The following is a 22,717-nucleotide window of genomic DNA, read 5'->3' as shown; positions in this document are numbered from 1 at the left end:
CCGGCGTCGACTAGTCGACGATGGCGGCCTGCTCGCTGTCGTAACGGCCGTCGAGCTTGGCGACGAGACCGGTGACCTGCCGCGCGATGTCCGGAGCGGTCAGGCCGATTTCGGCCATGATCTCCTTGCGCGTCGCGTGGTCGAGGAAGCGCTGCGGGATGCCGAAGTCGCGCAGCGGGACGTCCACCCCGGCGTCGCGCAGGGCCTGCGAGACGGCGGCGCCGACGCCGCCGGTGCGGCCGTTGTCCTCGACGGTGACGACGACCCGGTGGCCGTCGGCGAGCGGGGCCAGCGCCTCGTCCACCGGCTTGACCCAACGGGGGTCGACGACGGTCGAGGTGATGCCCTGCTTGTCGAGCAGGTCGGCGATCTCCAGGCACATCGGGGCGAGCGCGCCGACCGAGACGATGAGTACGTCCGGGCGGGTGACGTCGGCGGCCGGGGTGCGCAGCACGTCCATGCCGCCGATCCGGCCGACGGCCGGTACGGCCGGGCCGACGACGCCCTTGGAGTAGCGCACGACCGTCGGCGCGTCCTTGACCTCGACGGCCTCGCGGAGCTGGGCGCGCAGCTGCTCGGCGTCCCGGGGTGCGGCCAGCCGCAGCCCGGGAACCACCTGGAGGATCGACATGTCCCACATGCCGTTGTGGGAGGCGCCGTCGTCGCCGGTGACGCCGGCCCGGTCCAGGACGAAGGTGACCCCGCACTTGTGCAGGGCGACGTCCATCAGGACCTGGTCGAAGGCGCGGTTGAGGAAGGTGGCGTAGACGGCGAACACCGGGTGGACGCCGCCGGTGGCGAGGCCGGCGGCCGAGGTGGCGCCGTGCTGCTCGGCGATGCCGACGTCGTAGATCCGGTCCGGGAAGGCCTCGGCGAACTTGTTGAGGCCGACCGGGTGGAGCATCGCGGCGGTGATGCCGACGACGTCGGGCCGGTCGTGGCCGAGCTTGACCATCTCGTCGGCGAAGACGGAGGTCCAGCTGGCGGCGGCGGTCTTCACCGGCAGGCCGGTGTCCGGGTGGATGACGCCGACGGCGTGGAAGCGGTCCGCCTCGTGTTCCAGGGCCGGGGTGTAGCCGCGGCCCTTCTGGGTGAGGCAGTGCACGATGACGGGGCCGCTGAAGCGCTTGGCGCGCGTGAGGGCGGACTCCAGGGCCTCGATGTCGTGGCCGTCGATGGGCCCGATGTACTTCAGGCCCAGGTCCTCGAACATGCCCTGCGGGGCGATGAAGTCCTTGAGGCCCTTCTTGGCGCCGTGCAGGGTCTCGTAGAGGGGCTTCCCGACGACCGGGGTGCGCTCCAGGAGGTCCTTGCCGCGGGCCAGGAAGCGCTCGTAGCCGTCCGTGGTGCGCAGGGTCGCGAGGTGGTTCGCGAGGCCGCCGATGGTGGGGCCGTACGACCGCTCGTTGTCGTTGACGACGATGACCAGCGGACGGTCCTTGGCGGCGGCGATGTTGTTCAGCGCCTCCCAGGCCATGCCGCCGGTCAGCGCGCCGTCGCCGATGACCGCGGCGACGTGGTGGTCCTCGCGGCCCAGTACCTCGTTGGCCTTGGCGAGGCCGTCGGCCCAACCCAGCACCGTGGAGGCGTGGGAGTTCTCGATGATGTCGTGGTCGGACTCGGCGCGCGAGGGGTAGCCGGAGAGGCCGCCCCGGGAGCGCAGGTCGGCGAAGTCCTGGCGGCCGGTGAGCAGCTTGTGCACGTAGGCCTGGTGCCCGGTGTCGAAGAGGACCTTGTCCTTCGGGGACTCGAAGACCCGGTGCAGGGCGATCGTCAGTTCGACCACCCCCAGGTTGGGGCCGAGGTGCCCGCCGGTCTTGGAGACGGCGTCGACGAGGAAGGACCTGATCTCGGCGGCGAGCTGGTCGAGCTCCTCCTGGCTGAGCCGGTCCAGATCGCGCGGTCCCTTGATGCGGGTCAGCAGCACCCGTGCCTCCTTGCAGTTGCTTGCTGGTCTGTCGAGTCTAATGTTCCGCTCGCGGGGGCGGTCATCGGGCGGTACCGGGAAGGTCCCGCTTTTGTCATACCTGTACACCCCGGCGCGGAATCACACATCCCAAACGGGCCCATACCCGCACACCTGTGCGCACACGTGACGCACACATGTACGCACAGGTGCCCGGTGCCACACGAAGTGGCACCGGGCACTGTGACGGGTCTTACCGCCTGGGAACGCCCGAGGGCGCGCGGTCAGGCGCGTCCGGCCGTCTTCTGGGTCTTGCGGGTGACCGAGTCGATGACCACCGTGGCGAGCAGGACCGCTCCGGTGATCATGTACTGGATCGGCGTCGCGATCCCCTCCAGGGCCAGACCGTACTGGATGGAGGTGATGACCATGACGCCGAGGAGGGCGTTCCAGGTCCGGCCCCGGCCGCCGAAGAGGCTGGTGCCGCCGATGACGGCCGCCGCGATCACGTTCATCAGCAGGTCGCCGGCGCCGGCGCTCTGGTTGGCCGCCGCGATCTTGGAGGCCCAGAAGAGCCCGCCGATGGCGGCGAAGGTGCCGGCGATCGCGAAGACCGCGATGCGGATCCCGTTGACGTTGATGCCCGCGCGGCGGGACGCCTCGACGCTGCCGCCGAGCGCGAAGACGTTCCGGCCGAAGGAGGTGCGGCGCAGCAGGAAGTCCGTACCGACCAGGGCCAGGACGAAGAGCACCACCGCGAGCGGCAGGCCCTTGTACTGGTTGAACACCACGGCGGGGCCGAAGGTGAAGACGGCGAGCACGCCGGTGCGCAGCAGGATCTCGGTGAGCGGCCGCGAGGGGACCCCGGCGGCCTCCCTGCGGCGGTTGTCGAAGAAGGTGGCCAGGAAGTACCCGATCACGGCGAGCGCCGCGAGGCCGTAGCCGGCGGCCACGTCGGAGAAGAAGTACGTCGTGAGCTTGCCGACCACGCCGTCGGAGTCGAGGTTGATCGTGCCGTTGCTGCCGAGGATCTGCAGCATCGCGCCGGACCAGAACAGCAGGCCCGACAGGGTGACGGCGAAGGCGGGGGCGCCGATCCGGGCGAAGAAGAAGCCGTGGACCGCCCCGATGAGGGCGCCGCCGACGACGGCCGCGAGGATCGCGAGCCACTCGTTGACCCCGTGGGTGACGGACAGGACGGCGACGATCGCGCCCGAGACGCCGCTGACGGAGCCGACCGAGAGGTCGATCTCGCCGAGCAGCAGCACGAAGATGATGCCGACGGCCATCATGCCCGTCGCGACCATGGTGATCGCGATGTTGGTGAGGTTCTCCGGGGAGAGGAAGTTCGAGTTCAGCCCCTGGAAGATGCTCCAGATGATGATCAGGCCGAGGACGACCGGGATGGAGCCCAGGTCACCGGCCTTCATCTTGCGCCCGAACTCGCTCAGGTACCCGGAGAGGCCCTGCTCGCGCACCAGCAGTCGGGGGTCCACCGCGGGGATGGCGTCGGCCGCGGCGGGGGCGTTGACCGGGTCGACGTGCCCGGTCGGCCCCTTGCCCAGGGGATCGGCGGCGGGATTCTGGGTGCTCACTTGCGGGCCTCCCCGGTGCGGGCCGCCCGGCGGGTCACGGCGTTGTCCGTGGCCCCGGTGATGGCGGAGATGATCTCTTCCTGCGAGGTGTCGGCGACGCTGAAGACACCGTTGTTGCGGCCCAGCCGTAGGACCGCCACCTTGTCGGCGACGGCCTTCACATCGGCCATGTTGTGGCTGATGAGGATGACGGCGTGGCCGCGCTCGCGCAGCCGCTCCACGAGGTCGAGGACCTGTGCGGTCTGCTCGACGCCGAGTGCGGCGGTGGGCTCGTCGAGGATGACGAGCCGGGGCTCGCCCAGCATCGAGCGGGCGATCGCCACGGTCTGGCGCTGGCCGCCCGAGAGCGAGGCGATGGGGATGCGGACACTGGGGATCCGGATGGACAGGGTGGTGAGGAGCTCGCGGGCGCGGCGCTCCATCTCCACCTCGTCGAGGACGCCGAAGCGCTTGAGCTCGCGGCCCAGGAAGAGGTTGCCGACGACGTCGATGTTGTCGCACAGCGCGAGGTCCTGGTAGACCGTCGCGATGCCCAGGCTCTGGGCGTCGTGGGGCTTGTTGATGGAGACCGGGCGGCCCTGCCACTCGATGACGCCGTCATCGATGGGGTGCACGCCGGCGATCGTCTTGACCAGCGTGGACTTGCCGGCGCCGTTGTCGCCGACCAGGGCGACCACCTCACCGGAGTGGATTTCGAGTTCTACGTCGGTCAGGGCCTGGACGGCGCCGAACCTCTTCGAAACCCCTCGCAACGCCAGCACGGGCGCAGCGGACACATGAACCATCTCCTTCGCCGCCTGACCGGCGGGGATGTCGTGCAAAAGAGCAGGAGCGGGGCGGATGGGGAACCCCACGGAGGCGGGGGAATGCAAGAAACGTTTCTGCCCGGCGCCCCGCGGGTGGCGGGAAGTTGGGGCGGGGCGCCGGGCAGGCGCGGGGGCCGCCGCGGCCGTGGCCGCGGGCGACGGGGCCTACTTGAGGCCGAGGGTGGCGCAGGCGGCCGCGTACTTGTCGGCGCAGATCTCTTCGACCGTGTAGACGCCGTCCTTGACGACGGTGTCCTTGATGTTGTCCTTGGTCAGCGAGACGACCGGGATCAGGACGGACGGAACACCCTTGGAGGTCGGGCTGTCGACCTTCTGGTTGATGATCCCGTCGATCTTCTCGCCCTTGGCGAGGGCGACGGCCATCTCGGCGGCGGCCGCGGCCTCGGGGGCGTACGGCTTGTAGACGCTCATGAACTGCTCGCCCGACACGATCCGCTGCACACCGGCGAGTTCGGCGTCCTGGCCGGTGACCGGGGGCAGCGGGGACAGGCCGGCCGCCTTGAGGGCGGTGATGATGCCGCCGGCCATGCCGTCGTTGGCGGAGTAGACGCCGACGACCTTGTCCTTGCCGAGGGCCGAGAGGGCGCCCGCCATGTTGGTGTTGGCGTTCTCCGGCTTCCACTCCTTGGTGTCGTACTCCTTGCCGATGTTCACCTTGCCGTCGAGGACGGAGTGGGCGCCCTTCTTGAACAGCGCGGCGTTCGGGTCGGTGACGGAGCCGTTCATCATGACGATCTGGCCGTCCTTGGCCTTGTCGCCCAGCGCCTCCAGCAGGGCCTTGCCCTGGACCTTGCCGACCTCTTCGTTGTCGAACGAGGTGTAGGCGTCGATCGGGCCCTCGGCGAGGCGGTCGTAGGCGACGACCGGAATACCGGCGTCCTTGGCCTTCTTGACCGAACCCGCGATGGCCTTGGCGTCGACGGCGTCGATGATCAGCGCGTTCACCTTGTTGGTGATCATCGTTTCGACCTGGGAGTTCTGCGTGGTCGCGTCCTGCTTGGCGTTGGCGTAGACGACCTCGGCCTTGCCACCGGTGAGATCCGCGATCTTCTTCTCGATCAGCGGCTTGTCGAACTTCTCGTAGCGAGCGGTCTGGTTCTCCGGCAGGAGCAGACCGATCTTGATGGCGTCACCGGCGGCGGCGGAGTCCTTCGGGGCGTCACCGGCCTCCTTGGCGCTTCCACAGGCGGCCAGCGAAACGGCCATGGCACCGGCGGCGACGGCTACGGCGGCTCTACGCATACGCGTGTTCATTACTTGAACCTCCCTGACGAGGCCGCAACACTGCGGCCGAGGTGGATGTGAGTCAACCCCGGCCGCAACTTTGCCGTCAAGGAGTGAATCCTTAACGAGATGACAACGGTGCCATCCGTTATCTAACTGAAGACATGACGGCGGGCGCTCGCACTCCGATCCCATTTTCCGCCAAAAGCGTCGAATCGCCCATCTCGCTGAGGACGAGGGCCAGAGCTCCGAGCACCTCCGCGCGGCCCCCCAGCGACCCCGTGAGGACCGACAACTGCCGGGCCGCGCTGGGGATCGCGTACCGCCCGACGGACTCCCGGATGGGCGTCAGGACCAGCTCCCCGGCCTCCGCGAGCGAGCCGCCGAGGACCACCCGGCTCGGGTTCAGGAGGTTGCAGAGGCTGGCCACCCCGCTGCCGATGTGCCGGCCGACGTCGGTGACGACCCGGCGGCAGCCGGGGTCCCCGGCGCGGGCCAGCTCGACCACCCGTTCCATCGTCAGGTCCGGTCCGTGGCTGCTCTCCAGGAGCGGCAGCACGTAACGGGCCGCGGCGAAGGTCTCCAGGCAACCGCGGTTGCCGCAGCGGCAGACGGGCCCCGACTCGTCCAGGGTGATGTGCCCGATCTCGCCGGCCGTGCCGCCCGGCCCGCGGTAGATCTGACCGTTGATCACCAAGCCCGCGCCGACGCCGCTGGCCACCTTGATGTAGGCGAGGTCCTTGACGCCGCGCCCGCTCCCCCAGACCGACTCGCCGAGCGCGCCGAGGTTCGCGTCGTTGTCCACGTACACCGGCACGCCCAGGCGCTGCGAGAGCTCCTGGCGCGGGTTGATGCCCGCCCAACCCGGCAGGATGGCGGTGGAACCCAGGGTCCCGGACTCCACGTCGATGGGGCCGGGTACGCCGAGGCCGACGCCGATCACCTTGTCCCGGCCCACCCCGACGCCCTCGATCAGCCGTCCGACCAGCGCCTCGGCCCGGTCGAAGCCCTCCACCCAGGACGCGTCCACGTCGAGCGGCTCGGACTCCTCGGCCAGCACCTGGTGCGCGAGGTTGCCGACGGCCACCCGCAGGTGGGTGTGGCCGAAGTCCACGCCGATCACGATCCCCGCGTCCCCGCTGAGCGAGACGCTGCGGGCCCGGCGGCCACCGGCCGAGGTGTCGATGACCTCGACGGTGCCGGCCTCCTTGAGCTCGCGGACGATGTTGGAGACCGTGGCCGCCGACAGTCCGGTGGCGCGGGCGATCTCCGCCTGGGTCAGCGAACCGGCGAGCCGCACGGCCCGCACGACCCGTTCCAGATTCGCGCGATGCAGCGACGACTGCGATCCGGGAGTCTGCACGACTCATCCACTCCTGCCCATAAGCGACGGCGAACCGTCGCCCCCCTGGCCGGGCCGTCGCGGCTAGGTGCTCCGAGACTCCGGCGTCTCTCCAACTTGTGAACCTTAAGTCGAGCCTTTGGGCCTCCACACGTCAAGAGGCTGACGCAGCACGAAAAGGACACTGGTGACCAAAAGTATGATCAGGGACCTCCCGGATCGTGTTACGGTCGCTGAGGCGCCGGTCCTCTGCGGCCTTTCCGGCCGGACCGGCGCCCGAAATGACGGCGCTACGCGAGGAGGTGTTCGGGATGAGTCCCGATCGAAGTCCTCGCAGTGCCCTGCTCGGCTGACCTTCCGATCGACCGACCCTTCGGATCGGACCGCCGACCCTCCACCGGATGAGCACGGCGGCGCGACCGCGCCGTTCCCGCGCCCCTTCCATTGAGGCACCGCACCACTCCTTCCGCATGCCCTGCACGCTGCGTGCCGGGCCCGCGTCATCCATGCCCACCGGCGCCCCGGCCCCGCGACCGCCGCGCGCCGACCCATGATCACTCCACGTGACCGTGCGGCTCCGTGCTGCCCGGACACCGTGGAGGGAGGTATTCGTCATGACCATGCTCACCCCTCGTACCCCGACGAAGCTCGCACCGCCGGGCCGGAGCCGCCGCGAGCGCAAGGCCGCAGAGTTGGAGACCGGAACCCGCCTCGTCGGTGAGCGCCTCGCCGCGATCGGCGCCCGCACGGGCGTCCAGGTGCTCCAGGACCTGGACACCTCGCGCGCCGGACTCACCCACGCCGAAGCGGCCCTGCGCCTGGAGCGGTACGGCGCCAACGTCGTGGCCCGCGAGCGCGCCCCCCGCTGGCCCCTCCAGCTCGCGAAGGCCTACGGGAACCCCTTCATCGGGGTCCTGGTCCTCCTCGCCGCCGTCATGTTCTGGCAGGATCCGGCGGACCCGGGCGTCGTCATCCTCTCCGTGATGGTGGGGATCAGCGGACTGCTGCGCTTCTGGCAGGAGTTCCGCTCCGGCCGCGCCGCCGACGCCCTGAAGAAGCTCGTCACCACCACCTGCGCGGTGCAGCGCCGGGCCGGCGGCGGGTCCGCGCCGACCCCTTTCGAGGTGCCGATGGACCAGGTGGTCCCCGGTGACCTCGTGAAGCTGGCCGCGGGCGACCTGATCCCGGCCGACCTGCGGCTCGTCGCCGCCAAGGACCTGATGGTCTCGCAGGCCGCCCTGTCCGGGGAGTCGCTGCCGGTCGCCAAGGCCGACATCCGGGCGGACGACCCGGGCACCCGCACCGTCCGCGACCCGGTCGAGGCCGACAACCTCTGCCTGATGGGGACCTCGGTCACCTCCGGGACCGCGACCGGCGTGGTCGTGGCCACCGGCGCGGACACCTGGTTCGGCTCGATGGCCGGCTCGCTCGTCGGCGAGCGTCCGCAGACCAACTTCGACACCGGGGTGCGCAAGGTCAGCTTCCTGCTGATCCGCTTCATGCTGGTGATGGTCCCGGTCGTCTTCGTGATCAACGGCCTGACCAAGGGCGACTGGAACGAGGCCCTCCTCTTCGGCGTCGCCGTCGCGGTGGGCCTGACCCCCGAGATGCTGCCGATGGTCGTCTCCGCCAACCTGGCCCGCGGCGCGGTGGCGATGTCCCGCCGCAAGGTGGTCGTCAAGCGGCTCAACGCGATCCAGAACCTGGGCGCGATGGACGTCCTGTGCACGGACAAGACCGGCACCCTCACCGAGGACCGGATCGTCCTGGACCGCCACCTCGACGTCCACGGCGACGAGGACACCGAGGTCCTGGAGTACGGCTACCTCAACGCGCACTTCCAGACGGGGCTGCGCAACCTCATGGACCGGGCCGTCATCGACCGCGTGGACGAGGCCGAGGAGGTTGTCGTCGACGCACGGTTCTCGATGGTCGACGAGATCCCCTTCGACTTCGCCCGACGCCGGATGACCGTGGTCCTGAACCGCAACGGCCTGGCGGCCGGCCCCGGCCGCGCCGAACACGTCATGATCACCAAGGGCGCCGTCGAAGAGGTCCTCGGCCTGTGCACCCACCTGAGGGACCGCGGCGAGCGGACCGAGCTGACCGCGGACCTGCGCCGACGCGTGGCCAGGATCGCCGAGGACAACAACCGCCGCGGCCTTCGGGTCCTCGCCGTCGCCACCCGCACGGTCGCCGTGCCGCGCGACACCTACACCGTCGCGGACGAGGACGGGCTGACCCTGGTCGGCTTCCTCGCCTTCCTCGACCCGCCGAAGGCCTCCGCCGCCGCGGCCCTGCGGGGCCTGGCCGACAAGGGCATCGCGGTCAAGGTCGTCACCGGGGACAACGAACTGGTCGCCGCCCGGGTCTGCGCCGAGGTCGGCATCGAGGTGGGCCACGTCGTCTCCGGCGCCGAGGTCGACGCCCTCTACGACACGGCGCTGCGCGCGCTGGCCGCCCGTACGACGGTGTTCGCCAAGACCAACCCCGTCCAGAAGGCCCGCATCGTGCGGGCCCTGCGGGCCGACGGGCACACCGTCGGCTTCCTCGGGGACGGGATCAACGACGCGGCCGCCCTGCGGGACGCCGACGTCGGCATCTCGGTGGACACCGCGGTGGACATCGCCAAGGAGTCGGCGGACATCATCCTGCTGGAGAAGGACCTGACCGTCCTGGAACAGGGCGTCGTCCAGGGCCGGACCACCTTCGGCAACACGATCAAGTACATCAAGATGACCGCGTCGTCGAACTTCGGCAACGTCTTCTCGGTGCTGGTGGCGAGCGCGTTCATCCCCTTCCAGCCGATGCTCGCGATCATGCTGCTGGTGCAGAACCTGGTCTACGACATCGCCCAACTGGCCACGCCCTGGGACCGGATGGACCCGGAGTACCTCCGCAAGCCCCGCAACTGGGACGCCAAGGGCATCTTCCGCTTCATGGTCACCATCGGTCCGATCAGCTCGATCTTCGACATCGCCATGTTCGTGATCATGTGGAACGTGTTCGCCGCGAACAGCGACGCGCACCAGGCGCTGTTCCAGTCCGGCTGGTTCGTCGAGGGCCTGCTCTCGCAGACCCTGGTCGTCCACATGATCCGTACCCGCCGGATCCCCTTCCTCCAGTCGCGGGCCTCGTGGCCGGTGATGGCGATGACCGTCCTCGCGGTGCTGACCGGTCTGTGGCTGCCGTTCTCGCCATTGGCCGCCTCGCTGGGCTTCGTGGCCCTGCCGGCCGGCTACTTCCCGTGGCTGATCGGCGTGCTGCTCGCGTACTGCACGCTCACCCAGTTCGTGAAGACCTGGTACATCCGCCGCTTCGGCACCTGGCTGTAGGAACACCTGACGAAGGAAGGAGGACGGGCCGATGACGCTGCTCAGCGAATGGGAGATGGCCGGGCACCTCGGCGCCGCGCTCGGCTTCGGCGCGCTGATCGGCCTGGAACGGCAGTGGCGGGCCCGCCTGGCGGGACTGCGTACGAACGCCCTGGTCGCGGGCGGGGCCGCGCTGTTCGTGCTGCTCTCGCAGTACGGGTTCCTCGGGACCGTCTCCGAGGTGAACCACGACGGCTCCCGGGTCGCCGCCCAGGTCGTCTCCGGGATCGGCTTCCTCGGCGCCGGAGTGATCATGCGGGACGGGCTCGGCGTACGGGGCCTGAACACGGCCGCCACCCTGTGGTGCTCGGCGGCCGTGGGCTGCCTGGCGGGGGTCGGCCTCTTCGTCCTGGCGGCCTTCGGCACGGCGGGCGTGGTGGGGACCAACCTCCTGCTGCGCCCGCTGGGCCGGCGCCTGGACCGCGAGCCGCGCGGCGGGGCGGAGGTGGCGGCCGACTACCACTTCGAGGCGGTGTGCCTGGAGGCCGAGGAGGCCCACATCCGCCACCGGGTGGTGGACGCGCTGGGCCGGCCCGGGTACCAGCTGCGGGAGATCCGCAGCCAGGACGGGCCGGCCACCGGCCTGGTCACCGTATCGGCGCTGCTGACCGCCGAGGGGACGCAGGGCCGGACGCTGGAGGAGGCCGTCAGCAACCTCTCGCTCGATCCGGCGGTCTCGGCGGTCAGCTGGTCGGTGCTGCCGGAGCGGGCCTGATGCCGCGCCGCCCCGGGTCCGCTACTTGAGGGTCGCGGAGGTCAGTCCGGCCTGGATCTGGCGCTGGAAGGACAGGTAGACCACCAGCATCGGGATCATCGCGATGGTCACGCCGGCGAACAGCACCGGCAGGTCCGTCTCGTACCCCATCTGGTACTGGAGTTGGATCAGGCCCTGGGTGAGCATGTAGCGCTCGGGGTCCGATCCGCTCTGGGGCTGCATCAGCACGGAGGGCAGGATGTACTGGTTCCACTGGCCCAGGACATTGAATATCCCCACGCTGATCAGGCCGGGCTTGGCCATCGGCAGCATCACCTGGAAGAAGATCCGGGTGTCGGAGGCCCCGTCGATCACCGCCGCCTCGTGCACCGCCGTGGGCAGGGTGCGGAAGAAGGAGTGCATGAAGAAGACGGTGAACGGCATCGAGTAGGCGACGTAGACCAGGATCAGACCCTGGTAGCTGTTCAGCATGTCCAGCCGCTTGACCATGAAGAACAGCGGTACGAGCGCCAGGAACACGGGGAACATGGCCCCGCTGACGAAGAAGTAGTAGATGATCCGGTTGCCCTTGAAGGGGTACCGGGCCAGCACGTACGCCGCCATGGAGCCCAACAGCATGGTGAGCGGCACGGAGAACACCATCACGATCAGCGTGTTGGCGAAGTAGTCCCCGATGCCCTTCTCCCAGGCCCGACCGAAGGCGTCGAAGTTCCAGTTGGAGGGCCAGCTGAGGGCCGAGCCGCCGATCTGCGAGTCGGTCTTGAAGGAGCCGAGCGTCAGCCAGAACAGCGGCAGGACGATCAGTATCGCCCAGACGGCCAGGAAGCCGTGGGAGAAGACGTTGAGCGCCATGCCGTCGGAGGTGCGCTTCGCGCCCCCCTTCGGGCGACCGCCGTCGCCGCCGGACTTCTCGGCGGCGGCCTCACCGGGGGCCTTGATCACTGTGGTCATCGTGTCTCCCGCTCAGAACTCGATGCGCTCGCGGCGGGTGGCGCGCAGCGTGACAAGGGAAAGGATCAGGGTCAGGATCAGCATGACCACGCCCATGGCGCAGGCGTATCCGCTCTTGCCGAAGTAGAGGAAGTTGCGCATCAGGACCGTGGCCATGACCTCGCTGTGGTGGTCGGGTCCGCCGCCGAACTGCCCGGAGGTCATCGTCGACACGAGGACGAACATGTCCATCGCGGCGATGCCCAGGTAGACCGCCGAGGTCTGCACGGAGTCCCAGAGCAGCGGCAGCGTGACCTTCAAGAAGGTCTGGGCGCGGCCGGCGCCGTCCAGCAGGGCGGCTTCGTAGATGTCCCTCGGCACGGACTGCATGGCCGCCGAGAAGAGCACCAGGTAGAAGCCGACGCCGTGCCAGACGACCACGAGGAGCAGGCACCAGAGCACCAGGTCGGGCTCGTTGAGCCATTCGATGGGGTGCGCCGGGTCGACGACGCCGATCCGGGTGAGGAAGCCGTTGAGCAGGCCGCCCTCGTCACTGCGGTACACGGCGCCGAACAGCACCGCGAGGATGGCGAGGGACAGGACCTGCGGGAAGAAGTAGATGATCTTGTAGAAGGCCGATCCGCGCACGCCCCGGACGCCACCGGCCCCGCTGCGCCCTCCCGCGTTCACCATGAAGGCGAAGAAGAGGGCGAGCAGGATGGTGACCGCGGGGACGAACACCAGGAGCAGCAGGTTGTGCCACAGGGCCCCGAGGAAGACCTGGTCCTTCATCAGCGCCGCGTAGTTGTCCAGTCCGACGAGCTCGAACGTCGGTGACTGGCCCGACCAGTTGGTGAAGGAATAGCCGAACGTCTGGATGTACGGCCAGATGACGAAGGTCAGGTACAGCGCGAGGGGCAGGACGAGGAATCCGGCGATGAAGCCGCCCCGCCCTCTGCTCGTGGCTACTTGGCTCATGGTGTCCGTCCCTGGTGGTTCCGGGTGCCCGGTGGACGCGGGGTCAGCTGCGCTTGTTGTTCTTGGCGTTCGGGTCCTTGGCCGCCTTGTCCACCGCGGCCTGGGCCCGCTTGATCCATTCCTTGGGCTGGATGCGCTGGGCCATCAGCTCGTTGGACGCGTTCTCGATCTCGGTGCCCATCTCGCTGTACCACTCGGTGTACAGGTAGTTGAAGGTGTTGTCGCCCGCGCTCTTGAGGGCTTCGACCGCGGACTGGGTGCCGGACCGCAGCTTGACGCCGGGGTCGACGCCGTCCTTGACGACGGTGAGCGAGTTGGCCTGCTGGGCGAAGATCGTCGACCATTCGCGGGACAGCATCGAGCGCAGGAACTCCAGGCCACCGGCCTTGTTGGCGGCCTTCTCGGGGACGATGAAGGGCTCGCCGGCGCCGGCCCGGATGGCCTCGACGGGGAGCTTGCTGTCGGCCAGTACGGGCATCGGCAGGAACTTCATGTCGAAGTCCTCCGGGGTCTGCTTCAGCTGCTCGTTCTCCAGCCAGGACCCGGAGGGGATGAACGCCGCCTTGTACTGGTTCCAGGCGGTCTGGGACTCCGTGTGGGTGAGGCCGTTGGTGCCCGGCATCAGGAGGCCCTTCTCGACGACCTCGTAGACCGCCTCGACCGCGGCCAGGGCCGCCGGGCTGCCCTCGAAGGCGTTCGGCTCCAGGTTGTCGATGGCCTTCATGGCCTCCAGACCGCCCTTCTTGGCGATCAGGTCCATGATGACGACGTTGATGTAGTACGGGAACTTGCCCTGGTGGGCGAGGCCGCCGATGCCGGCTTCCTTGGCCTTGGTGCAGACCGCGAGGAACTCGTCCCAGGTCTTGGGCGGCGTCCAGCCCTTCTCCTTGAAGAGCTTGCCGGAGTACCACAGGCCGAAGACGGTGTAGACGTAGTTCAGCGCGACGAACTTGCCGCCCTGGGTGCCCTGTTCGATCGTGCCCTTGATGAGGGTGTCGCGCACCTTCTTGGCGGGGTCGTCGAGCGAGGGGGCGTCGAGCACCTGGGTGAGGTCGGCGAGCTGGCCGCCCTTGAAGAGCACGTCCAGCTTGATCTGCTGGGCACCGGCGTCGTCGACGACGTCCGGCGGGTTGCCGCCGTTGAAACGCGGCTGGAGCTTGGCGGTGATCTCCTGGGTGCCGAGGTGGGAGCTGGTGGTGCCCCACTTCTTGTCGAAGGCGGCTTCCCAGGCCTTGGCGTAGTCGTCACCGAATCCGCCCTTGAAGACGACCACCTCCAGCTTGCCGCCCTTGGCGACGCCGAACGGGTTCTCGGGGGAGGTGGCCGCCTTGGACTCGTTGCCCTTGGGGGCCGCCTCGCCGCCGGAGGCGCACGCGGACAGGAAGCTCATCGTCGGGACGGCGATCAGGCCGAGTGCCGCGGAGCGCTTGATCAGGTCCCGGCGGCCGAGGCCCTCACCGGTGCTGTTCTCGCCGTGGGCGGAGGTGGATCCCATGCTCAAGTCCTCGCCTTCGTCAGGAGTGTGAAGGCGGCGGGAGAGCACGGCAGTTCCCGTGCATGCGGCATCACCGCAGGTCCCCGCCGTCCCCCGGTCCGGGGCCGCTCATTTCGCGGTGGTCCGGACGGGCACAGGTATAGTCCACTTCCGCTCGGCTGAGCAAGATCGTGCACAAGGATCGTCCCCGGCTTTTCCGAGTTGAGACCTCACCGTCACCTGGCCTGCTCCCCCAGGAGCGGACCGAACAAACGGAAGGGCCGTATCCCCTTGTACGGGGATACGGCCCTATGGTGCCGATCGCGGGCGGATCGCTCCGCCCGGCGCGCCCTTAGCCTCGGATGAGGTTGCGGAGCACGTACTGCATGATGCCGCCGTTGCGGTAGTAGTCCGCCTCGCCCGGCGTGTCGATGCGCACGACCGCGTCGAACTCCACACCGGTGTCGGTGGTGACCTTGACGGTGCGCGGGGTGGTGCCGTTGTTCAGCTCCTCCACACCGGTGAAGGAGAAGGTCTCCTCGCCGGTGAGGCCCAGGGAGGCGGCGGTGGCGCCCTCGGGGAACTGCAGGGGCAGCACGCCCATGCCGATCAGGTTGGAGCGGTGGATGCGCTCGTAGGACTCGGCGATGACGGCCTTGACGCCGAGCAGCGCGGTGCCCTTGGCGGCCCAGTCGCGGGACGAGCCCGAGCCGTACTCCTTGCCCGCCAGGATGACCAGCGGGATGCCGGCGGCCTGGTAGTTCTGGGAGGCGTCGTAGATGAAGGAGACCGGCGCGCCCTCGACGGTGAAGTCGCGGGTGAAGCCGCCCTCGGTGCCCGCCGCGATCTGGTTGCGCAGGCGGATGTTGGCGAAGGTACCGCGGATCATGACCTCGTGGTTGCCGCGGCGGGAACCGTACGAGTTGAAGTCGCGGCGTTCGACGCCGTGCTCCGTGAGGTACTTGCCGGCCGGGGTGTCGGCCTTGATCGCACCGGCCGGGGAGATGTGGTCGGTGGTGACCGAGTCGCCCAGCTTCGCCAGCACGCGCGCGCCGGCGATGTCGGAGACCGGAGTGGTCTCCATCGTCATGCCCTCGAAGTACGGGGGCTTGCGCACGTAGGTGGACTGCGGGTCCCACTCGAAGGTGTTGCCGGTCGGGATCTCCAGCGCCTGCCACTGGGCGTCGCCCGCGAAGACGTCCTGGTAGGACTTGTTGAACATGTCCTCGCCGATGGCGTTGGCCACGACGTCGTTGACCTCGGCCTCCGAGGGCCAGATGTCGGCCAGGAAGACCGGCTTGCCGTCGAGGTCGGTGCCCAGCGCGTCCTTGGTGATGTCCACCTTCATGGAGCCCGCGATGGCGTACGCGACGACCAGCGGCGGGGAGGCCAGGTAGTTCATCTTGACGTCGGGGTTGATGCGGCCCTCGAAGTTGCGGTTGCCCGAGAGGACCGAGGTGACCGCGAGGTCGGCCTCGTTGATCGCCTTCGAGATCTCCTCGTCCAGCGGACCGGAGTTGCCGATGCAGGTGGTGCAGCCGTACCCGACGAGGTTGAAGCCCATCTTGTCGAGGTACGGGGTCAGACCGGCCTTGTCGAAGTAGTCGGTGACGACCTTCGAACCCGGGGCGAGGGTGGTCTTGACCCAGGGCTTGCGGGTCAGGCCCTTCTCGGACGCCTTCTTGGCCACGAGCGCCGCGGCGACCATGACGTAGGGGTTCGAGGTGTTGGTGCAGGAGGTGATCGCGGCGACGGTGACGGCGCCGTGGTCGATCTCGAAGGAGGTGCCGTCGGCCAGGGTCACCAGGGTGGGCTTGGTGGGCACACCGTTGGAGGACGCCGGGGCGTCGGACGCCGGGAAGGACTCCTTGCCGGCCTCCTCGTCGTCGCTGACGTAGTTGCGTACGTCCACGGCGAACTGCTCGGCGGCGTTCGCGAGGACGATGCGGTCCTGCGGGCGCTTCGGGCCGGCGATGGAGGGGACGACCGTGGAGAGGTCGAGCTCCAGCTTCTCGGAGAAGTCCGGCTCGGCGGCCGGGTCCAGCCACAGGCCCTGCTCCTTGGCGTACGCCTCGACCAGGGCGACCTGCTGGGCGTCGCGGCCCGTCAGGCGCAGGTACTTCAGGGTCTCGTCGTCGATCGGGAACATCGCGGCGGTGGAGCCGAACTCCGGCGACATGTTGCCGATGGTGGCACGGTTCGCGAGGGAGGTGGCGGCGACGCCCTCACCGTAGAACTCGACGAACTTGCCGACGACGCCGTGCTTGCGGAGCATCTCGGTGATGGTCAGCACGAGGTCGGTGGCGGTGGTGCCGGCCGGCAGCTCGCCGGTCAGCTTGAAGCCGACGACGCGCGGGATCAGCATGGAGACCGGCTGGCCGAGCATCGCGGCCTCGGCCTCGATGCCACCGACGCCCCAGCCCAGCACGCCCAGGCCGTTGACCATGGTGGTGTGCGAGTCGGTGCCGACGAGGGTGTCGGGGTAGGCCTGGCCGCCCCGGACCATGACCGTGCGGGCCAGGTGCTCGATGTTGACCTGGTGGACGATGCCGGTGCCCGGGGGGACGACCTTGAACTCGTCGAAGGCGGTCTGGCCCCAGCGCAGGAACTGGTAGCGCTCCTTGTTGCGGCCGTACTCCAGCTCGACGTTCTGGGCGAACGCCTCGCGGGTGCCGAACTTGTCGGCGATGACCGAGTGGTCGATGACCAGCTCGGCCGGGGCCAGCGGGTTGATCTTGGAGGCGTCGCCGCCCAGGGCCTTGACGGCCTCGCGCATGGTGGCGAGGTCGACGACGCAGGGGACGCCGGTGAAGTCCTGCATGATCACGCGAGCCGGCGTGAACTGGATCTCCTCGCTGGGCTGGGCCTGCGAGTCCCAGTTGCCGAGCGACCGGATGTGGTCGGCGGTGATGTTCGCGCCGTCCTCGGTGCGGAGCAGGTTCTCCAGCAGGACCTTCAGGCTGTAGGGAAGGCGGGCGGAGCCCTCGACCTTGTCCAGCTTGAAGATCTCGTACGACTCGTCGCCCACCTGCAGCGTGCTGCGGGCGTCGAAGCTGTTCGCCGACACGACAGTCTCCTTCATGCATGATTTCGCGCGTATTACCGCAATCCTGCCGTGTGGCGCTCTGGCCAGTCCGCTAAGGTGAGGCTAAGTTAGGTAACCCTTACCGGCGGGACGGCTGCGGTACGCCCGGGGCAGTTATCTCGATGTCGAGATAACTCTAGTACATGTCCGGGGGAAGGGACGAGGCACGCACCCTCAGTCCTGCCGCCACGGTGCGTTGGCCGGGGGATTCCGCATGCCCGGATTCGATCAGTGTGACCAGCGCGGACACCGCCGTCACGGCAATCCGCTCAGGTCTCAGCGTGACGGTCGTCACGGAGGGCTCGGAGCTCTCGTACGCCGGATCCTCGCTCGCGCAGACCAGGAGCAGGTCCCGGGGCGTGCGGATTCCGTGGCGCGCGGCGGCGGCGAGCACCTGCCGACCGCCCGGGTCGTACACGCTGTAGACGGCGTCGGGACGGTCCGGCGCGGCGAACGCGGCGTCGAAGGCGCGGCCCGCCGCGTCCTCGGGGTCGAAGACGACGACCCGGGCCCTGCGGCCGCGCTCCGCGCACCACTGCGCGTAGGCCGAGGTGACGGCCCCGGTGTAGAACTCGCGACCGTAGCCGGAGTGCAGGGCGATCCGGCGGGCGCCGGAGGCGGCGAGGTGATCGAGGACCTCGCGGGTGGTGGCGGCGTGGTCGTTGTCGACCCACACGTCGTCGGGCCGCGGATCGGTGGGGCGGCCGTCGAAGACCACCGGGAGCCCGCGCGCCCGCAGGGCCCGCAGTACCCGGTCGCCGTCCGGGCTGTCGAGCAGCAGCATCCCGTCGACGGCGAGGGTGTGCCACAGGGGCTCGGCGCCCCGGTCGGCGGGCAGGGTGGTCAGCGCGTATCCGTGGGCGTGGGCGGCGGAGGTGGCGGCGGTGAGCAGCCGGGAGAAGTAGGCGACCCCCGCGAAGTCCCACGCCGAGCCGGCGTAGGTGGTGACGGCCACGCCGAGGGTGCGGGTACGGGGGCCGCGGTGGGCTCCGTACCCGAGGGCGGCGGCGGTCTCGCGGACCCGGCGGCGGGTGCCCTCGCCGAGCCGGCCGGTGCCGTTGAGGGCGTGCGAGACGGTCGCGGTGGAGACCTCGGCGGCGCGCGCGATGTCGGCGATGGTCGGTCCCGGTCCTGGCACGCGGTCATCGTACGGACGGATGGGCCCTCGGGGGGTGGGCGGCTGCCACGGGTTCCGGGGGCGGGTTCGCGGGCCTCGCTGCCGCAGGGTCCGGGGGCGGGTTCGCGGGCGGGTTCGCGGGCGGCGCTGCTGCGGATTCCGTGGGACGGGGCGGGTTCTGGTTACGGGCTTAATCAAGGAGTCTCCCCCTCCTCGCCACATCCACTGATCTCCCCTGTTGCGTTCGGAGCGGCCATGACGACACCCCTGCCCCTGCCCCGCCACGGTTCCCCCGCTGCTGTTTCTGCTTCTGGTTCCGCTTCCGCGTCCCCCCTGTCGCGGCGGGGGTTGCTCGCGGCGGCCGGCGCCGTCGGCGCGGCGGGGCTGCTCGGTGCGACCGCGTCGCCCGCGGTGGCGGCCGCGGGCTCCTCGGGGCGCGCTTCGGCGGCGCTCGTCCTGCACAACGCCCGGGTGTTCACCGGGGTGGAGCGGGGCGGTCCGGACGCGACGGACGGCCCGGGCCGGTCGGTGGCGGTCGGGCGGGACGGCCGGATCCTGGCGGTGGGCCCGGACGCGGCGCTGCGCCGGTACGTCGGCCGGGACACCGAAACGGTCGACGCGCGCGGGAACACCGTGATGAGCGGCATCCACGACGGTCACGTGCACCCGCTGGGCGCCGGGGACCGGTCGCTGCGGCCCTCGTTGGAGGGCGCGGAGACCACGGAGGCCGAGCTGCGGGCGATCCTCGGCGGTTTCCTCGCGGACAGCGGGGGCGCGGGGGCCGAGCCGGACCGCTGGCTGGTGGTGGAGGACTGGAACCCGGTCGGACTGCTGCCGATCGGGACGCCTCCGCACCACCGGATGCTGGACGCGCTGGCGACCCGGCGGCCCGTGATCCTCGTCGGCGGGGACGGGCACAACCTCTGGGCCAACCGGCGGGCCCTGGACATCGCCGGGATCACGGCCACCACCCCCGACCCGGTCGGCGGCCGGATCGTCAAGGGTACGGACGGGCTGCCCACGGGGGTGCTCAAGGACGACGCCCAGGACCTGGTGAAGCGGCACGTGCCGGAGCCCTCCCGGGCGGAACTCGTCGCTGCGTGCGCCGCCGTGCTGGAGCTGGCGGCGGCCTCCGGGGTCACCACGATGATGGACGCCCTGGTGGGCCGGCACGAGCTGAGCCTCTACCAGGAGCTGGCGGGGGCGGGCCGGCTGCCGCAGCGGATCGTCCCGGCGATCCGGCTCGACGCCGCGCAGGCGAAGGACCCCAGGGCCGCCCTGGCGTACGCGCGGGGGCTGCGGCGGGAGTTCGAGGGGGTGCCGGGCGTGCGGTTCGGGATGGTGAAGGTGTTCCTGGACGGGGTGATTGAGCACCCGGCGCAGACGGCCGCGCTGCTGGAGCCGTACCTGGACGGCGCGGGGAAGCCGACGGAGAACCGGGGCGAGCTCTACACCTCGGCGACGGACTACGGCCGGCTCACCGCCGCCTTCAACTCGGCGGGCTGGCAGATGCACGCCCACGGGCTGGGCGACCGGGCGGTCCGCACCGCCCTGGACGGATACGCCTACGCCCGCCGGGCGACCGGGTCGCGCGACCCGCGCAACGCGGTGGCGCACCTCCAGCTCGTGGACCCGGCCGACCTGCGGCGCTTCGCGCAACTCGGGGTGGCGGCCTGCATGCAGCTCCAGTGGGCGGCGCGGGACACCTGGACGATGGAGGCGCTGCTGCCGTACATCGGCCCGCGACGCCACCGGTGGATGTACCCGGCGCGCAGCCTGGAGCGGGCCGGGGCGCGCCTGGCCGGCGGCTCCGACTGGCCCGTGGACGCGCTCCAGGTGTGGAACCAGTTGCGGACGGCGATCGACCGGCAGGGGGCCCACGGGTCGGGTCCGCTGTACCGGGAGCTGGAGGGGCTGGGGCGGAGCAGCGTCCTGCGGATGCACACCTCGGGGACGGCGTGGCAGCTGCGTCAGGAGGGGCTGACGGGGACCGTGGAGCAGGGCAGGGCGGCCGACCTGGTGCTCCTGGACCGTGACGTGACGCGCTGCCCGGTGGCCGACATCAGCGGTACGGAGGTACGGCTGACCCTGGTCGGCGGCCGGGTCGTGCACGACGCGGATTCGGCGGCGGGCAGGGCGACTTCGGCCCGGGCGGCGGGGCGGGCGGCCGGGGTGACGGCGTCGGGCCCGCGCCCGGTCTCCGCCGCGGCGGTGCACGGCGGCCGCCACCGCGCCTGCGGCTGCACGGCGGGCTGAGCGGGCGGGGTGGGCGGGGCGGGGGCGGCGGGCTTTGCCTCACCGACTTCGACACGGTCTGCGGAACACTGTCCCGTATGCGGCATATCGGTCCGCAGACCACCCGAAGTCGACTCCCCTTCCCCACCACACCCACCCGCCACACGGCGGACCCGGCACCGAACCTGACGGTCAGTGACACCCGTCTGCCACACCCAGCGCGAGCGCCATCTCATATCTGAGATACCGTGCACCCATGGCAGACGACTACCTCGTACGCATCGGCAAGCTCATCCGTGACGCCCGGCAGCACCGTGGCTGGACGCAGAGTCAACTCGCGGACGCCCTCGGCACCAGCCAGAGCGCCGTGAACCGGATCGAGCGCGGCAACCAGAACATCAGCCTTGAGATGATCGCCCGCATCGGCGAAGCGCTCGACAGCGAGATCGTCTCTCTGGGCTACGCCGGTCCGATGCACCTGCGGGTCGTCGGTGGACGCCGCCTGTCCGGCGCCATCGACGTCAAGACGAGCAAGAACGCGTGCGTGGCCCTGCTGTGCGCCTCGCTCCTCAACAAGGGCCGTACGGTGCTCCGTCGCGTCGCCCGCATCGAGGAGGTGTACCGCCTCCTGGAGGTCCTGAACTCCATCGGCGTGCGCACCCGCTGGATCAACGACGGCGTCGACCTGGAGCTCATCCCGCCGGCGCGGCTGGACATGGACGCCATGGACGCGGACGCCGCCCGCCGCACCCGCAGCATCATCATGTTCCTGGGCCCGCTGCTGCACCGCATGGACCACTTCCGGCTGCCCTACGCCGGCGGCTGCGACCTCGGCACCCGCACCATCGAGCCGCACATGATCGCCCTGCGCCGCTTCGGCCTGGACATCACCGCGACCGAGGGCATCTACCACGCGCAGGTGGAGGCCGGCGTCTCGCCCGACCGTCCGATCGTGCTGACCGAGCGCGGGGACACCGTCACCGAGAACGCGCTGCTGGCCGCGGCCCGCCACGACGGCGTCACCGTCATCCGCAACGCCTCGTCCAACTACATGGTCCAGGACCTGTGCTTCTTCCTGGAGGCCCTGGGCGTCAAGGTCGAGGGGATCGGCACCACCACCCTCACCGTCCACGGCGTCCCGAACATCGACGTCGACGTGGACTACTCCCCCTCCGAGGACCCGGTCGAGGCGATGAGCCTGCTGGCCGCCGCGGTCGTCACCGAGTCGGAGCTGACGATCCGCCGGGTCCCGATCGAGTTCATGGAGATCGAGCTCGCGGTCCTGGAGGAGATGGGCCTGGACCACGACCGCTCGGCCGAGTACGTCGCCGACAACGGCCGCACCCGCCTGGTCGACCTCACGGTCCGCCCGTCGAAGCTCGAAGCCCCCATCGACAAGATCCACCCGATGCCGTTCCCCGGGCTGAACATCGACAACGTCCCGTTCTTCGCCGCCATCGCCGCCGTCGCCCAGGGCCAGACCCTGATCCACGACTGGGTGTACGACAACCGGGCCATCTACCTGACCGACCTCAACCGCCTCGGTGGCCGCCTCCAACTCCTGGACCCCCACCGCGTGCTGGTCGAGGGCCCGACCCGCTGGCGCGCGGCGGAGATGATGTGCCCGCCGGCCCTGCGCCCGGCCGTGGTCGTCCTCCTGGCCATGATGGCCGCCGAGGGCACCTCGGTCCTGCGCAACGTCTACGTCATCAACCGCGGCTACGAGGAACTCGCCGAACGCCTCAACTCGGTGGGCGCCCAGATCGAGATCTTCCGCGACATCTAGGGACGCGACACCCGGGGGGACGGCGAAGTCCGTCGTCCCGGAGGAGAAGGGCGCGACGGACGCCGTGATCCCTGACCGATCACCGGTTCCGCCATGTCCCGACCGAGGCCCCGCCGCTCTCAAGGAGCG

The 22,717-nt window shown here is 70.0% G+C and carries 14 protein-coding genes; 4 read left to right on the top strand and 10 right to left on the bottom strand.

The window, feature by feature from the left end:
* Positions 1 to 10 precede the first annotated feature (10 nt).
* The 5 genes from dxs to AB0D46_RS30675 all read right to left on the bottom strand — a co-directional run bounded on the left by dxs (position 11) and on the right by AB0D46_RS30675 (position 6,915).
* A complete protein-coding gene (dxs, locus tag AB0D46_RS30695) occupies positions 11 to 1,927 on the bottom strand; it encodes a 1-deoxy-D-xylulose-5-phosphate synthase (protein ID WP_362882308.1) in 1,917 nt (638 codons plus the stop codon).
* Between the two features lie 263 nt (positions 1,928 to 2,190).
* On the bottom strand, positions 2,191 to 3,411 hold the full coding sequence (locus tag AB0D46_RS30690) for a sugar ABC transporter permease (RefSeq protein WP_362882336.1): 1,221 nt from the start codon (positions 3,409 to 3,411) through the stop codon (positions 2,191 to 2,193).
* Positions 3,412 to 3,497: 86 nt separating this feature from the next.
* Complete coding sequence (locus AB0D46_RS30685; RefSeq protein ID WP_362882306.1) at positions 3,498 to 4,286, bottom strand: ATP-binding cassette domain-containing protein; 789 nt, start codon at positions 4,284 to 4,286, stop codon at positions 3,498 to 3,500.
* Positions 4,287 to 4,472: 186 nt separating this feature from the next.
* The gene (locus AB0D46_RS30680; protein ID WP_281206070.1) at positions 4,473 to 5,582 is read right to left on the bottom strand and encodes a substrate-binding domain-containing protein; all 1,110 of its coding nucleotides are present in this window, start codon (positions 5,580 to 5,582) and stop codon (positions 4,473 to 4,475) included.
* A 118-nt stretch (positions 5,583 to 5,700) separates the two neighbouring features.
* Entirely contained in the window at positions 5,701 to 6,915 is a 1,215-nt protein-coding gene (locus AB0D46_RS30675; RefSeq protein WP_362882304.1) for an ROK family transcriptional regulator, read from the bottom strand.
* A 593-nt stretch (positions 6,916 to 7,508) separates the two neighbouring features.
* Between AB0D46_RS30675 and mgtA the strand changes: the two genes are divergently transcribed.
* A complete protein-coding gene (gene mgtA / locus AB0D46_RS30670; RefSeq protein ID WP_362882302.1) occupies positions 7,509 to 10,229 on the top strand; it encodes a magnesium-translocating P-type ATPase in 2,721 nt (906 codons plus the stop codon).
* Between the two features lie 31 nt (positions 10,230 to 10,260).
* Positions 10,261 to 10,983, top strand: a complete 723-nt coding sequence (locus AB0D46_RS30665) for an MgtC/SapB family protein (protein WP_362882301.1) — start codon at positions 10,261 to 10,263, stop codon at positions 10,981 to 10,983.
* Positions 10,984 to 11,004: 21 nt separating this feature from the next.
* On the opposite strand, the gene AB0D46_RS30660 is transcribed toward AB0D46_RS30665, so the two are convergent.
* From AB0D46_RS30660 to AB0D46_RS30640, 5 genes are all read right to left on the bottom strand, one after another.
* Positions 11,005 to 11,934, bottom strand: coding sequence for a carbohydrate ABC transporter permease (locus tag AB0D46_RS30660; RefSeq protein WP_362882299.1), 930 nt, complete (start codon positions 11,932 to 11,934; stop codon positions 11,005 to 11,007).
* 12 nt (positions 11,935 to 11,946) lie between these two features.
* A complete protein-coding gene (locus tag AB0D46_RS30655) occupies positions 11,947 to 12,891 on the bottom strand; it encodes a sugar ABC transporter permease (RefSeq protein WP_362882297.1) in 945 nt (314 codons plus the stop codon).
* Positions 12,892 to 12,934: 43 nt separating this feature from the next.
* Positions 12,935 to 14,386 carry an N-acetylglucosamine/diacetylchitobiose ABC transporter substrate-binding protein gene (gene ngcE / locus AB0D46_RS30650; protein ID WP_362882295.1) on the bottom strand — a complete coding sequence of 484 codons (1,452 nt, stop codon included), beginning with the start codon at positions 14,384 to 14,386 and terminating at the stop codon, positions 12,935 to 12,937.
* 331 nt (positions 14,387 to 14,717) lie between these two features.
* Positions 14,718 to 17,447, bottom strand: coding sequence for an aconitate hydratase AcnA (gene acnA / locus AB0D46_RS30645; protein WP_362882293.1), 2,730 nt, complete (start codon positions 17,445 to 17,447; stop codon positions 14,718 to 14,720).
* A 139-nt stretch (positions 17,448 to 17,586) separates the two neighbouring features.
* Positions 17,587 to 18,588 (bottom strand): LacI family DNA-binding transcriptional regulator, encoded by a 1,002-nt coding sequence (locus tag AB0D46_RS30640; protein WP_362882291.1) that lies wholly within the window; start codon positions 18,586 to 18,588, stop codon positions 17,587 to 17,589.
* Between the two features lie 234 nt (positions 18,589 to 18,822).
* On the opposite strand from AB0D46_RS30640, the gene AB0D46_RS30635 reads away from it, so the two are divergent.
* Together AB0D46_RS30635 and AB0D46_RS30630 are read left to right on the top strand one after the other, a co-directional pair.
* Complete coding sequence (locus AB0D46_RS30635; protein WP_362882290.1) at positions 18,823 to 20,823, top strand: amidohydrolase; 2,001 nt, start codon at positions 18,823 to 18,825, stop codon at positions 20,821 to 20,823.
* Between the two features lie 235 nt (positions 20,824 to 21,058).
* The gene (locus tag AB0D46_RS30630) at positions 21,059 to 22,588 is read left to right on the top strand and encodes a UDP-N-acetylglucosamine 1-carboxyvinyltransferase (protein WP_362882288.1); all 1,530 of its coding nucleotides are present in this window, start codon (positions 21,059 to 21,061) and stop codon (positions 22,586 to 22,588) included.
* Positions 22,589 to 22,717: the final 129 nt, after the last annotated feature.

Source organism: Streptomyces sp. NPDC048383 (assembly GCF_040651775.1).
In the GTDB taxonomy this organism is placed as follows: domain Bacteria; phylum Actinomycetota; class Actinomycetes; order Streptomycetales; family Streptomycetaceae; genus Streptomyces.
This window is presented reverse-complemented; position numbering and strand designations above follow the sequence as displayed.

Bases quoted from the DNA above. Each gene is read 5' to 3' on its own strand.
- ngcE (WP_362882295.1), bottom strand. From the start codon at position 14,386: ATGGGATCCACCTCCGCCCACGGCGAGAACAGCACCGGTGAGGGCCTC.
- acnA (WP_362882293.1), bottom strand. From the start codon at position 17,447: ATGAAGGAGACTGTCGTGTCGGCGAACAGCTTCGACGCCCGCAGCACG.
- AB0D46_RS30685 (WP_362882306.1), bottom strand. From the start codon at position 4,286: ATGGTTCATGTGTCCGCTGCGCCCGTGCTGGCGTTGCGAGGGGTTTCG.
- AB0D46_RS30655 (WP_362882297.1), bottom strand. From the start codon at position 12,891: ATGAGCCAAGTAGCCACGAGCAGAGGGCGGGGCGGCTTCATCGCCGGA.
- AB0D46_RS30630 (WP_362882288.1), top strand. From the start codon at position 21,059: ATGGCAGACGACTACCTCGTACGCATCGGCAAGCTCATCCGTGACGCC.
- mgtA (WP_362882302.1), top strand. From the start codon at position 7,509: ATGACCATGCTCACCCCTCGTACCCCGACGAAGCTCGCACCGCCGGGC.
- AB0D46_RS30660 (WP_362882299.1), bottom strand. From the start codon at position 11,934: ATGACCACAGTGATCAAGGCCCCCGGTGAGGCCGCCGCCGAGAAGTCC.
- AB0D46_RS30635 (WP_362882290.1), top strand. From the start codon at position 18,823: ATGACGACACCCCTGCCCCTGCCCCGCCACGGTTCCCCCGCTGCTGTT.
- AB0D46_RS30680 (WP_281206070.1), bottom strand. From the start codon at position 5,582: ATGAACACGCGTATGCGTAGAGCCGCCGTAGCCGTCGCCGCCGGTGCC.
- AB0D46_RS30665 (WP_362882301.1), top strand. From the start codon at position 10,261: ATGACGCTGCTCAGCGAATGGGAGATGGCCGGGCACCTCGGCGCCGCG.